The organism is Gordonia alkaliphila (assembly GCF_023017165.1).
In the GTDB taxonomy this organism is placed as follows: domain Bacteria; phylum Actinomycetota; class Actinomycetes; order Mycobacteriales; family Mycobacteriaceae; genus Gordonia; species Gordonia alkaliphila.
The window spans coordinates 1,435,398-1,447,905 of the sequence record NZ_JALKBW010000001.1 but is presented as its reverse complement, the minus strand read 5'-3'; the positions used below and the strand labels follow the sequence as shown (position 1 = coordinate 1,447,905).

Annotated in this window: 13 protein-coding genes; 3 read left to right on the top strand and 10 right to left on the bottom strand. The window is 69.7% G+C overall.

The window, feature by feature from the left end; translation table 11 throughout:
* Positions 1-9: 9 nt before the first annotated feature.
* From MUG78_RS06405 to msrA, 6 genes are all read right to left on the bottom strand, one after another.
* Positions 10-975, bottom strand: a complete 966-nt coding sequence (locus MUG78_RS06405) for a DUF5926 family protein (protein WP_246993315.1) — start codon at positions 973-975, stop codon at positions 10-12.
* A gap of 38 nt (positions 976-1,013) precedes the next feature.
* Positions 1,014-1,799, bottom strand: coding sequence for a glycerophosphodiester phosphodiesterase family protein (locus MUG78_RS06400; protein ID WP_246993313.1), 786 nt, complete (start codon positions 1,797-1,799; stop codon positions 1,014-1,016).
* Complete coding sequence (locus MUG78_RS06395; protein ID WP_246993311.1) at positions 1,796-2,848, bottom strand: DUF4328 domain-containing protein; 1,053 nt, start codon at positions 2,846-2,848, stop codon at positions 1,796-1,798. Before MUG78_RS06395 ends, MUG78_RS06400 begins: the two co-directional genes overlap by 4 nt.
* Positions 2,848-3,180 carry a rhodanese-like domain-containing protein gene (locus tag MUG78_RS06390; RefSeq protein ID WP_372493281.1) on the bottom strand — a complete coding sequence of 111 codons (333 nt, stop codon included), beginning with the start codon at positions 3,178-3,180 and terminating at the stop codon, positions 2,848-2,850. The genes MUG78_RS06395 and MUG78_RS06390 overlap by 1 nt, the downstream gene beginning before the upstream one ends.
* Before the next feature lie 492 nt (positions 3,181-3,672).
* Entirely contained in the window at positions 3,673-4,752 is a 1,080-nt protein-coding gene (locus MUG78_RS06385; RefSeq protein WP_246993307.1) for a winged helix DNA-binding domain-containing protein, read from the bottom strand.
* 10 nt (positions 4,753-4,762) lie between these two features.
* Entirely contained in the window at positions 4,763-5,482 is a 720-nt protein-coding gene (gene msrA / locus MUG78_RS06380; protein WP_246993305.1) for a peptide-methionine (S)-S-oxide reductase MsrA, read from the bottom strand.
* A gap of 151 nt (positions 5,483-5,633) precedes the next feature.
* Between msrA and MUG78_RS06375 the strand changes: the two genes are divergently transcribed.
* Both MUG78_RS06375 and MUG78_RS06370 read left to right on the top strand, forming a co-directional pair.
* Positions 5,634-5,786 carry a hypothetical protein gene (locus tag MUG78_RS06375; protein WP_246993303.1) on the top strand — a complete coding sequence of 51 codons (153 nt, stop codon included), beginning with the start codon at positions 5,634-5,636 and terminating at the stop codon, positions 5,784-5,786.
* A 102-nt stretch (positions 5,787-5,888) separates the two neighbouring features.
* Positions 5,889-6,518 carry a superoxide dismutase gene (locus MUG78_RS06370; RefSeq protein ID WP_246993301.1) on the top strand — a complete coding sequence of 210 codons (630 nt, stop codon included), beginning with the start codon at positions 5,889-5,891 and terminating at the stop codon, positions 6,516-6,518.
* Between the two features lie 77 nt (positions 6,519-6,595).
* Here the strand turns inward: MUG78_RS06370 and MUG78_RS06365 are convergent, their stop codons facing one another.
* The 3 genes from MUG78_RS06365 to MUG78_RS06355 all read right to left on the bottom strand — a co-directional run bounded on the left by MUG78_RS06365 (position 6,596) and on the right by MUG78_RS06355 (position 9,930).
* Positions 6,596-7,072, bottom strand: coding sequence for an ABZJ_00895 family protein (locus MUG78_RS06365; RefSeq protein ID WP_246993299.1), 477 nt, complete (start codon positions 7,070-7,072; stop codon positions 6,596-6,598).
* A gap of 66 nt (positions 7,073-7,138) precedes the next feature.
* Positions 7,139-7,891: an energy-coupling factor transporter transmembrane component T family protein gene (locus MUG78_RS06360; RefSeq protein ID WP_246993297.1), complete on the bottom strand. Its 753-nt coding sequence runs from the start codon at positions 7,889-7,891 to the stop codon at positions 7,139-7,141.
* Positions 7,888-9,930 (bottom strand): ABC transporter ATP-binding protein, encoded by a 2,043-nt coding sequence (locus MUG78_RS06355; RefSeq protein WP_246993295.1) that lies wholly within the window; start codon positions 9,928-9,930, stop codon positions 7,888-7,890. Before MUG78_RS06355 ends, MUG78_RS06360 begins: the two co-directional genes overlap by 4 nt.
* Before the next feature lie 162 nt (positions 9,931-10,092).
* Between MUG78_RS06355 and MUG78_RS06350 the strand changes: the two genes are divergently transcribed.
* Complete coding sequence (locus MUG78_RS06350) at positions 10,093-10,809, top strand: TMEM165/GDT1 family protein (protein WP_246993293.1); 717 nt, start codon at positions 10,093-10,095, stop codon at positions 10,807-10,809.
* Between the two features lie 29 nt (positions 10,810-10,838).
* Here MUG78_RS06350 and MUG78_RS06345 read toward each other — a convergent pair whose 3' ends face one another.
* Positions 10,839-12,479 carry a TM0106 family RecB-like putative nuclease gene (locus MUG78_RS06345; RefSeq protein WP_246993291.1) on the bottom strand — a complete coding sequence of 547 codons (1,641 nt, stop codon included), beginning with the start codon at positions 12,477-12,479 and terminating at the stop codon, positions 10,839-10,841.
* Positions 12,480-12,508 lie beyond the last annotated feature (29 nt).

Below are 12,508 nucleotides of genomic sequence, written 5' to 3'. Positions count from 1 at the left end.
CACCCGCGCTCAGCGCAGGGTGACCTGTCGGCCCAGGATGCCGGCCCGCGAACCGCGTTCTGCCGCAGTGAGATCCGCGTCGTCGGCCAGGGCCTCGCCGAACCACTCGTCGAGCTGCTGCAGGCCGTCGTACCACTCCTCGTGGTGGCGTTCGTTGTCCAGATCGAAGACCGGGACCACCAGGCCGTGCGTGCGGAACGAGCCCGCGAAGCGGGAGCCCTCGCCCATCGTCAGCCGGCCGGCCGCGTGCAGTCGTGCCATGGCCTTCATCAGGGCGTCCTCGTCTTCGGGTCGCACCCAGCGCAGGTGGGCACGCTCGCCCGCATCCACCCACCACGGTGCACCCAGTCCGCTGTTCGGGGTGAGGCGCGCGGTCGGCATGATCGTCTCGTTGGCCCGCCCCAGCATCTGCTGGATCTGCGGGGTCACCTCGGCGTCGTCGGCGAACCACCACGAGAAGTCCTGGTAGACCACCACATCGAGGGCTGCGGTCGGGTCGACGATGTCGGCCAGTCCGCGCTCGGCGTCGCCGCCGCGGTACTCGCTCCCGGGCTCGGCCGAGGCCGCCCAGGTCAGCGCCGTGGCCACCGAGGCCGCGAGGTCCGCGGGCTCGGGGTCGGTCTGCAGGCCCACCAGGCCCTGCGTCACCTTGCCGTCGACGCCGCGGGCAGCGCCGCGCTCACCCCAGGTCGCGGCATCGCGCGAGCGCACGAACGCCCCGCCGGCACCCGGCAGGATGGTCGCGAAGTCCACTTCGTTGGCCGCCTCGAAGCCGTCGGCGAACCTCACCTGGGCGGTGGCCGAGGCGACGAAGGCCCGGAGCGCGACCAGGTCGCACTCGGCCGCCGGCAACGCCTCGAACGGCCGGGCGGGGGGCGCCAGCGCCGCCGCCTGCCGCGCCTTCCGGGCCGCGACGCGCTCCGCCCGGTTACTACCCGGGCGCGGTCCGCTGTTGCGCTTGCTCTTCTTGGCCATGGTTCAGCCTCTCCCTACCGAAATCGAGGTCGACGGTGTCAGTCGACGGTCACCAGCCAGTCACGCACCCGAGCGGGATGATTGGTCGCGATCCAGCGCACGCCCAGATCCGCGCACAACTGCACGTCATCACGTTCATCGACGGTCCACGCGTACGTTACCCGTCCCCCGGCGGCGGCCTTGTCGACCAGGTCCGGGTGTGTCCGCAGAGTCGCCACCGACGGCCCGATCCCGGTGGCGCCGACGGCGGTGGCCGCGCCGGTGGTGAGCCCGCGGGCCGTCTCGCCGAGCAGGATGGTGGGCAGCATGGGCGCGGACCGTCGGATCCGCCAGACACCCGACGCCGAGAACGAGATGACCACCGCACGACTGTGATCCGCCGACGGCGGGGCACCCACCTTGAACTCGTGCAGGGTCTCGAGCAGGCGCTGCTCCACCAGGCTGCCGAAGCGCACCGGATGCTTGGTCTCGATGAACAGGCGGACCGGCCGGTGCCAGTCCAGCGTCAACTCCAGCAGTTCGGGCAGCGTCAGCACGGTGGCCGACGCCCCGCTGTGCCAGGACCCGAAGTCGTACTCGCGCAGCTGATCCAAGGTCAGCTCGCTCACCACGCCCGTACCGTTCGACGTCCGGTCGATGGTGCGGTCGTGCACGCACACCAACTGGTGGTCGGCGGTCAGCCGGACGTCGCACTCCAGGCCGTCGGCGCCCTCCCGCAGCGCGGCCTCGTAGGCCGCGAGCGTGTGCTCGGCGTGATCGGCCGACGCCCCGCGATGGGCGACGACGGCCGGTTTGCCCGAGCGGGACACCCCCGAGGTGCTCACGCGGCCACCACGAACCGTCGGGCCGGCGCCACCGACGGGAGGTCGGTCGCCACCAGCCCGTCCAGGCGCGGGACCAGCCAGGCGACGAAGATCCCCGACGCCACGAACGTGACCAGGGTGGCGACCATCGCGTCGGCGCCCACCTGGATCGACCCGCTCGACCACGCGACGATCCGGTAGACCAGCGCGATCAACGCGAGGCCGCTCACCAGGCACCAGGCCACCGCGACCCGGTTGATCGCCGGTCGGACCCGGGCGGCCTGCGCGGGACCGACCGCGGCGGCGGCCTCCAGCAGCAGCAGCGGTGCGGTGAGCACGTTGACGAACGGAAGCACCGCTCCTGCGATGATCAGCCGGCGCCGGCGCGGATCACTGGTCTCGACGGTCTTGTACGACCGCTCGCGCGCGGCCAGGAGCCACCGCGTGAACAGGAACAGGCCCCACACGGCCGCCGCGACGGCCACCGCACCGGAGATCAGCAGCAGCCACAGGCTCGCCAGATCCAGCCAGTACGGAATGGGATGGCTGCGGTTGAACATCAGGATGCAGTAGCGGAGCAACTGCAGAGCTGCAGCCACCGCGAGAACCGGCCAGATGATCTGCAGGGCCCACCGCAGGCGCGCACCGGGGCTCTTCGCCTCGCGATCGTCGTCGCCCGGCGGGAACACCACGTCGCGCAGGCCCCACCGCGGCACCTCGGTGTACCGCGGGGTGCCGATCCGAGCCGCCGGACGCACCGGGCGCGCCGGAGGCAGCGTGTTCAGGGGTCGATGCGCCACCCACCGCAGCCGAGCGCGGGTGGTCTGCGGCTGCGGCCGACCGGCCGGGCGCGGTCGTTGCGGCACGCGGGCCGACGGCTGCCCAGGCGGGTACTGGGTCGGCGGGTACTGGGTCGGCGGGGATTGGGCAGGCGCGGACTGCGCGGGCGTCGGGACGGCGCGGCGGGTCTGCGCGTCGAGCACCGACAGCTTTCCCCCGCATCGCGGACACGTGGTCCGGCCCGGCAGGTGATCGGCCTGGATCTGGCACCGCAGGCAGACGTCGAGCATCAAGTCGGTTCGCCCATCCCCGTCTCGACGGCCTTGCCCGCGGCCTCCCAGGCCACCATGCCGCCGGTCACGCAGGTGCCGTCGATGCCGCGCATCGCCAAGTACTGCAGCAACCGGAACGACCGTCCGCTGGTCCGACAGATCACCAGAAGGTCGCGGTCGAGGTCGATCTCGTCGAGCCGTCCGGGGACGTCGTCCAAGGGGATGTGCAGCGCGCCGCGCACGTGCCCTTCTTCCCATTCGTAGTCCTCGCGGACATCCAGAAGGACGCGGTCGTCAACATCGGTGAAGTCGTCCGGTAGCCCGGCGACGTCGATCTGCTCGATGTCCATGCTCACGTCTCCCATGTTCCCACAATCCGCGACGAGCTTGGCGGTGGTCACCGCGACCGACGGGGTTCCGGCGACCCACTCGGGCTTCGACGGCCGGTCGCGACCGGCACCGGTTTCTAGCACATCGGAGGGAGACGATCGCGGCAGACCGTCCCGTGCGGGCCCACAAAGTTTTCCACAGGCCGCGTTTCCCACAGTTATCCACACGTCTGTCCAATTTCCCCGGATGGTGTGAACAACCCTGTGGATTTGTGGACAACACCTAGGTAAAAGTGCCAAAGCTGACGGTTTCCTCACATTTTCGCACGATTTTCCGGCCCTGGGTCATCAGCCGGTTACCACCCGGTTCGCGTCCGTACACCTTCGGAGATCCGTCAAGCCCTGTGGACAGCGTGTGGACAACACGCCGCCCGACACTCTCAAGTTCCACTTTCGAGTTGCGCGTGTCGCTCCGATGCGCTGTTCCTCCGAACAGTGGACAGCCGTGGAGAATCACCGCGCGGCGAAGTCGGCGAGAGCGGCCGCTTCCCGCTCCACCTCGGCGCGCTGCGCGGGTTGCACGTCCACCAGTTCGGTCAACTCCACGCGCCCCTCGACCAGTTGCCAGGTCCCGACGAGACGTCCGTCGACGAGCACGAAACCCGGCGACCGGCCGTTCGGTGTCACCGTGGCGCGATAGACCTCCGGCGCGGCGATCCGATCGCGGTCCGCGTTCGCCACCAGCACCTGATCGAAGGGCGCGATCAGCCGGACCGGCGCCGCGACCTCGCCGTCGACCAGCGACAGGCCTTCGAGGTCGTACAGTTCGCCGCCATCGGGACCGACGTAGGTGACCACCTCCCAGTCGGCGTCCATCGCCTTCAGAAACGGCGTCAGACCGGTCAGTCCGGTCCAACCGGCGATGGCTTTCGCCGAGGCCGGTCCGAAGCCGCGCAGGTACATGCGGATCAGGTCCTTGCGCGCCTCGTCGTCGGTCACGGCCGGTTCGCCCGGCCCGATCCAGTCGTCGAGGAGCCGGAACGCCGGGGCGCCGCTGCGTCCCCACAGGCCGCGCGGCGGGGTCTGCACCAGCGGCAGACGTCCGCGCACCACCGCGGCCAACGCCTCGGCGGGCACCTGCGGCCAACGCCGATTGAGCGCCGCACGCAACGCCGCACCCGACAATCCGTCCTCCGCGGCGTGCTCGGCGAACTCCGTGCGGGCGAGGGCCACCACCTCGTCGACGTCGACGTCGCCCAGTCGCGGCAGATGGGTACGTGCCAGGGCGGCGTCGAACACCGCCTGCACCGCGGGCCGAATCCATCGGGCGTCGAGCGCATCCATCAGGAAGACGGTGCCGCGCTGCAGCGGCATCCGCACGGTCTCGCGGTCGAGGAGCAACTCGTCGAGTTCGCCCGGGTCGAAGTCGGCGATCCGCGACCACAACGCGAAGAACGGTGCCTGCGGGTCCTGGGCCTGCAGTCCCACGCACCGGTCGATCACTTCGATGGCGTCCTCGTCCGCGCGCTCGAGGAGATGCTGCCGGTGCAGCAGGGTGCGATTGGCCTGTTCGGCGCTGACGCGAGCGGCCACGCGGACGACCTCAGCCCGCGGTCGGGAAGGTGAGTCCGGTGGACGCGTGGCAGCGATATCCGTGCGGATTGTGGTGCAGATACTGCTGGTGCACCGGTTCGGCGTAGTAGAAGTGGCCGTCGCCCACCACCCTCAGCTCGCCGATCTCGGTGGTGACGGGCCCGAACCCGGCGGCGGCGAGCACCGGCGCGAAGCGCTGTGCGGCTGCGGCAGCGGCTTCCGCATCGGCCACGGTCGAGGTGTAGATCGCCGAACGGTACTGGGTGCCGACGTCGTTGCCCTGGCGCATCTCCTGCGTCGGGTCGTGGATGGTGAAGAACAGCGCCAGCAGGTCCTCCACGCTCACCTGCGCGGGGTCGAACACCACCAGCGTCGCCTCGGTGTGGCCGGTCTGCGCGGTGCAGACCTCCTCGTAGGTGGGGTTCGGGGTGTAGCCGCCGACGTAGCCCACCGCCGTCGTATAGACGCCCGGAACCTGCCAGAAGATCTCCTCGACGCCCCAGAAGCAGCCGCCGGCCAGCACGATCGTGTGAAGGGGCGCGGGCCACCGGCCGACCCCGCCGTGCGCGAACGTGCCGTCGTCGTCCGCCGCACCGCGCAGCGGATGCCCCAGGACCGCGTGCACCGCCGGGATCGGCAACGCCTCGGCACGGCCGGGCAGGGCCTTCTCCGGGCTCACCATCACGCGTTTGACGTCGGCCGCAGCCATGATCCGATCGAAGAGGCTCATGGCGTCCAGGGTACGGAAAAAGCAGGTCGACCCGCGTTTGGCACGACGACCGCGCCTGGGTAGGCTCACCGATAGAGCCGTCGGTGTGATCCGCCTCACTCGGGTCGCACTTCGGTCCGCGGCTCTGACGAGGGGAAAGCGAGCCGACCAGATGAGCACCACCCGACCGACAACGCAACGCTCGATGGAACGCGCCGAAGAGGCCGCGTCGTCGCACGATTTCAGTCTTGCGGCCCAATGCGCGATCACCGCCGTCAGTATTGTGGGGATCGTCCTGTTGATCGTGGGCGTCGCGCTCCTTTGACCGCTTCGCACAGACTCCGCCCAGGCAGTTGCGAACCTTCCGGGGTTGGGGAAGTGTAGAAACTGGACTTAATCCGGAAAAACAACCGAAGAGAGGAAGATCGTGGCTGAATACACCCTGCCCGAACTCGATTACGACTACGGCGCTCTGGAGCCGCACATCTCCGGCAAGATCATGGAGCTGCACCACAGCAAGCACCACGCCACCTACGTCGCCGGCGCGAACACCGCCCTGGAGAAGATGGCCGACGCTCGCGAAGCCGGTGACATCGCAGGCAAGGTCTACGGACTGTCCGCCAACCTGTCGTTCCACCTCGGTGGTCACACCAACCACTCGATCTTCTGGAAGAACCTGTCGCCCAACGGCGGCGGCGAGCCCACCGGCGCGCTGGCCGAGGCCATCGGCACCGACTTCGGCGGCTTCGAAGCGTTCAAGGCGCACTTCACCGCGGCAGCCACCACCCTGCAGGGCAGCGGCTGGGCCATCCTCGGCTACGACACCATCGGTGACCGCCTGGTGATCCAGCAGCTGACCGACCAGAGCGGCAACACCTCCGCCGCCCTGATCCCGGTCGTCATGCTGGACATGTGGGAGCACGCCTTCTACCTCGACTACCAGAACGTGAAGCCGGAGTACGTCAAGGCCTGGTGGAACGTCGTCAACTGGGACGACGCGTCCGAGCGTTACGCTCGCGCCACCAGCCAGGGCAAGGGCCTCATCGTCCCCGCCTGACACGCAGCACTGCACGACGACCGACGGCGGTCACCTTTCGAGGTGGCCGCCGTCGCCGCATCGTCGGGTACCCGGGGCTAACGCCCCTTCGCAGCCTGCCGTTGGAGGTACTTGTGCCGGTTGGCCAGTGCACGCTTGGGCCAGCCGGCGTAACCCGCCCAGATCACGAGGAACGTCAGCACCACACCCACTACCAACGCCACCGTCAGGATCCCGGGCATGTCACTCAAGAAGGCGTCGTCGTACATCAGCACCAGCACCACCAGGACCACCAGACTCCACGCCACCGAGACACCGAACGACCACCAGATGAGCCACCACTTCTCGTCGTTGGTCGGGACCCTCAGGTGGTCTTTCACAAAGACGTCGATGGCCGTCATCACCGCGAACAGCGGGACCAGCAGGCTCACAAAGGCCACGTCGGTGTCGAGCAGCGACTCCAGCATCGCCATGAACAGGGACGCCAGTACGGCAACTCCGACGAATATGCCGAGATATTTCCACAGCGAGATCTTGCCGCCGGGCACGGACAGGCCATCGGGCTGATCGGTCATTCGTACTCCCCTAGATTCTCGCAGCTCCGCGTAACCCGGTGCGCCCCTGCGCACTCACCGTCGACCCTAGAGCAGCACGGTCAGCGTGATGGCACCGGCGCACGCGAGCGCGGTCAAGACCAGCGCGACCACGTCGGCCCTCCCCGGCCGGGACGGGTAGGCGGTCAGCCGACCGGTGCCGCCGCGCGCGGTGATCGCCTCGCCCATCTCCGCGGCCCGACGCATCGCCGAACTCATCGCCGCGACCACCATGTCGATGATCGACATCTCCGCCGACGGGTGCCCGGAATTGGCGTTCGACGTGGGGCGCAGGCGATAGGAGGCGCGCAGCATCCGCATCTCCTCCATCAGCAGCGGCAACCCACGCAACGACAGTGCGATGCAGACGGCCCACTCGTCGACCGGCAGCCGCAGCAGGCGCAGCGGCGCCATCAGCCGGGCGATCGCCGGGGCGATCTCGGCCATCGGCGTGGTCCACACCACCATGATGCTCATCGCGAGCACGATCAGGCCCAGGGCCGTGCCGCGCAGGAAGGTCAGCACACCCGCGCCGCCCGAAGAGACCGCGGTGACCGCCATGCCGACCCCGATCAGGGCCCAGAACCACCAGGGCGGCCGCGGGATCGCGCCCATCGGGATACCCGCAAGCAGGGCGAAGATCACCACGAACAGAGCCACGAACGCCAGGCTCGGCCAGGTCGGCAGCACCCAGGTCATGACGCCCAGGGTCAGCACGATGATCAGCTTGGTGCCGGCCCACAGTCGGTGAATCACCGAGTCGCCGGGGAGTTGCCGCAGGGGCGGGGTGCGCAGGGTCATCGTCGTGCCTCCAGAACGCCGGCGACCAGTTCCACTCGCCGGTTGCAGACGCGGTCGAGGGCTTCCAGATCGTGCGAGATGATGATGATTGTGATGCCGCGGTGGCGCAGCCCGGCCAGCACGTCGAGGACCTCCTCGCGCGCGCCCGGGTCGAGACCGGCCAGCGGCTCGTCGAGCACCAACACCTTGGGCTCGGACGCCACCAGCGAGGCCAACACCACGCGCCGCATCTGGCCGCCGGACAGCGAGTCCACGCGGCGCGCCGCGATCTCGCGCGGCAGGGCCACCAGGTCCAGGACGCGGGCCACCTCGAGAGTGCCGACCGATTCGCCGCCGACGGCCATGATCTCGTCGCTCACCGTGGTCTTCTGCAACTGCAGACGCGCGTGCTGGAAGCCGAGGCCGATGGCGCCGATCTGCTCCGTCATCGGTGCGCCGTCGAGCACCACTTCCCCGCTGCTGGGCGCGATGAGACCGGCGATGATCCAGGCCAGGGTGGTCTTGCCGGAGCCGTTGCCGCCGACGATGAGCACCCCGTCCCCGCGATTGACCACCAGATCCACCCGGTGCAGCGCGGTGACCTCCCACGGCGAACCCGCGAGGTAGGTGTGCGAGACGTCGTTGATCTCGAGCAGCGGCTCGCCGTAGTGGACGGCGGGCAGCACGGGCGTGTGCGCCTCGGGCCGCATCCAGTCGGGATGGTGCGTCACGATCCGCCCGGCTTCCAGGTGGATCACCCGGTCGGCGGCGCGCGCCTCGGCGTCGCGATGGGTGATCAGCACGACGGAGATGCCGCGTCGTCGAGGCAGGTCGGCGAGGATCTCGATGAGTTCGCGACGGCCCTCCGGGTCCACCATCGAGGTGACTTCGTCGGCGATCAGCAAGCGCGGCTCCCGGGCCAGCGCCGCCGCCACGGCCAGCCGCTGCTGCTGGCCGCCGGACAGGTCCGACGTCTCGCGCTCGGCCAGCCCGGAGAGACCCACCTCGGCGAGCAGGCCCTCGACGTCCACTTCCTGGTCGGCCGGAAGACCCCACACGAGGTCGTCGGCGACGCGCGAGCCCAGCATCTGAGCTTCCGGCCGCTGCAGCACCATGGCCGTGCCGCCGCGCCGACCGAGGCCGGGGTCGCCCGGGCGGTCGATGACGCCGATGGTCGCGGGCGTGCCTGCCAGCAGCTTGGACAGCGTCGACTTCCCCGAACCGTTGGCGCCGACGACGGCGACGAACTCGCCCTGGATGAGCGTCAGGTCGATGCCGGTCAGGACGTCGACCTCGGTGCCGGGATAGCGATAGCCCACCCCGACCATCCGTAGCGGAAGAGGATCGACCGCCTCGTCGACCTCCAGGTCGCGATGCGATTCCAGGGTGTCCTGCATCTTGATGTGGGCCAGGCGGTTCACCACGCCCTTGAGGATCCACCAGGCCACCAACAACGACAGCAACGTGCCGACGGTGCCCGACACCCACAGCCAGATCCACCAGTGATCGACGATGTTCCGGGCCAGACCGGCGAACCAGTCGCCCACCCCGGAGATGTCGGCGCCGACCCGCTCACCGACCCAGACGACGGCTTTGCCGACGCCCTCGATCAAGTTCTTGAGCACTTCCAGCGCGAGTTCGCGCAGCGGCACCAGCACCCACAGCACCAGCACGGAGAACGACGCCATCACCGGCGCGACGATCAGCGACGCCGCGGTGAGCACCGCGAGGCCCCCGCCGCGACGTTTCACTTCGCCGACCACTCCGCCGACCACCGCGGCGGCCAGCACCGACAGCGCCGCCCCCATGCCGGCCACGGCGAAGGTCACCGCGGTGGAGGTGACCGAGGCCGCCACGACGGCGCGCGGGCGAGTGCGGGCGGCGACCAGCGCGATCGGCACCGGCGCGAACAGGCCGGCGGCGGTCGCCATCGGAATCACCGCGGCCACCACCACCGCCACCACCGTCAAACCCGACAGGATCGCGACGATCGCGATCTCCAGCGGGCGCAGGGGTCCGGTGATCGCGCGGGCACGCAGATCGGGGGTCGAGGATGTCACCCGGCCATTGTGCCTGGTGTGTTCCACCGACCCGCAAAACGCCGCACCGCCGCCACCAACGGGTCCGGGTGGCCGAAACCCCGATTATGGCCCTCCGACCTGCGCAGATGTGGCGGTGACGAGTGTTGCGACCGGTATCCAGCGCTGCCTAGCCTGACCTCCATGATGACCGCGACTCTCCTGGGATTCGGCGTGATCTTCGTCGCCGAACTCGGCGACAAGTCGCAGCTGATGGCCCTGACCTACGCCATCCGGTACCGCTGGTGGGTGGTGCTGAGTGCGATCCTCGTCGCAACCACACTGGTCCACGCCATTTCGGTGTTCTTCGGCCACTTCCTCGGGGCGTCGATCCCCACCGACCTGATGTCGGTGGCCGGCGGCCTGGCGATGCTCGCCTTCGCGCTGTGGACTCTGCGCGGCGACGAACTGTCCGACGACGAGACCTCCCGCGCCGCGCGGGTCAGCGGCTCGGTCTTCCTAGCCGTGATGAGCGCGTTCATGCTGGCCGAACTCGGCGACAAGACCATGTTCGCCACCATCACCCTGGCCACCGACAACAACTGGCTCGGCATCTGGATCGGGTCGACGATCGGCATGGTCGCCGCCGACGCCCTCGCCATCGCCGTGGGCCGACTGCTCGGCAAACATCTGCCCGAACGCGTCATCGCGCTCGTCGCGGCTGCGCTGTTCTTCGGCTTCGCGGTCTGGCTGCTGGTCGACGGCCTGATCGGCGCCGGCACACCGCTGCTGATCGGCACGCTCGTCGCGGTGGCCGCGATGCTCGCCATCGGTACCGCGGTGATCGTCGCGACCCGTCGTCGTCGTGCCCGGGAAGCCGCGATGTCGACACCCGAACCCGTCGACACCTCCGTCCACTGACCTCGGCCGACGGCTGAATCCCCCAGCGGTCAGCCGAGGAGTTCGGGCACGGTCGGCAGGCGCAGGATCTGCTCGGACGTCAGCCACTCGCGCAGCACCTTGGTGGCCTGCACATCGTCCTCGTTGTACCGCAGCAGCCGGTCGCGCTGGCTCACGTCGGTGACGCCGCCGTCGAGACCGACGGCCGCCGCGTACCACTCCATCGACGCCTCGCCGCTGGCCTCGGCGTCGTGCCAGGAGAAGCCGGCGACCGGTGCGATCCGCTTGAGACCCTTGCCGTTGGGGCAGATGAAGTTGCGGTTCACCGCGACATAGATGTCCACCCACTCGTCGGAGGCGATGAACGAGTCCACCTCGGCGCGCGTCGGGACGCCGGGGAGTCCGGCGAACCGGTCCGCACTGGCCCGCAGCCACCGGTTCTCGGCCTGCTCGGAGTAGCAGTAGGCGGCGAAGGTCTTCCCGGCCTCGCGGGCCAGACGACGACGCTCGGTGAGCCACGACCAGAAGCGGCCGAAGGCATGCCCCTCGTCGAACGTCGGCAACGGATCCCAGGTGACGAAGGGCAGGTACTGGGCGCCGCGCTCCGGCGTCGAACGGTCGGTCAGGAGCGTGCCCCACAGGTAGGCGCCGCGCTCCCCGTAGCTCTCCATGTCGACGTCCACCTCGATGTCGGCGCGGTGCACCGCGGGCCGGTCGAGTCGTCGGACCAGGGGCACATCCAGTCGACGACAGTTCGCCGCGACCACCGCATCCAGGAAGGCCAGGTTGCCCGGCCAGTCCGGCGGCGCGTCGCCCCGGTACTCGGCCAGCTGTTCCACGGTGGTGATCCCCGCGGCGGTGAGTGCCGCGGTGCCGGTGCCGCCGACCACCAGGCTCACGTCGTCGGCCGCCACCAGCTGCGCTTCGCACTGCGGCCACCAGTCGCAGCTCCGGCACTCGTTGATGCGGCGGGGGATGGTGGCGATCGTTCCCTCCGCCACCGCACGACGACGCGCGAAGGTCGCGTCGTACTCGTCCATCACGGCTCCGAGGGGCACGACGAGCATGCAGTCGGCGTCGACGCCGATCACCACACCCACCCAGTCGGCGCGATCGTCCGACGGCGCCAGACCCGCCGCCTCGAGCATCGCGGCCAACTGCGCCAACCGCAGCGCATCGCGGCGGTTGCTCCGCACACTCCGCGTCGCGTCGGGCGCGGGCCGCCAGGGCCCGAGCGGGCTGGTCTGCAGCGTGATCGGAACCTCCGGATCCCGTTCGCCCTTCACCGGGGTGGTGATCCGGTGGTTGACGATGATCATCGGCAGGTAGCCGTTGCCGCTGCGGATCAGCGCCTCGGCATGTCCGCGCCGGCCGGCCTCGACATCGGCCGGCAGCGCGGCGGTGAAGATCCAGTCGACCTCGTCGGCGCAGGCCTGCATGGTCAGTTCGGCGCGGCGGCGCTGCGGCAGATCGTCGTCGATCACGACGACGGTGGCCGGTTCCGACTCGAGGAGGTCGCGGAGTTGCTCGACGACCTGCGCGCGGTGGGCTTGCGCGGCCTCGATCCGGCGGCGTGCCTCGGGCGTCTCCAGCGCCTGCGCTCCGTCGCCGGCTGCGCGCGCTGCGGAGTCCAGCGCCAACCGGTGTTCGCACCCGGCCAGGTCTCGTGCACCGAGGACCGCTGAACCCACCTGCCGCCTACCTCTCATTCCGCTCATCA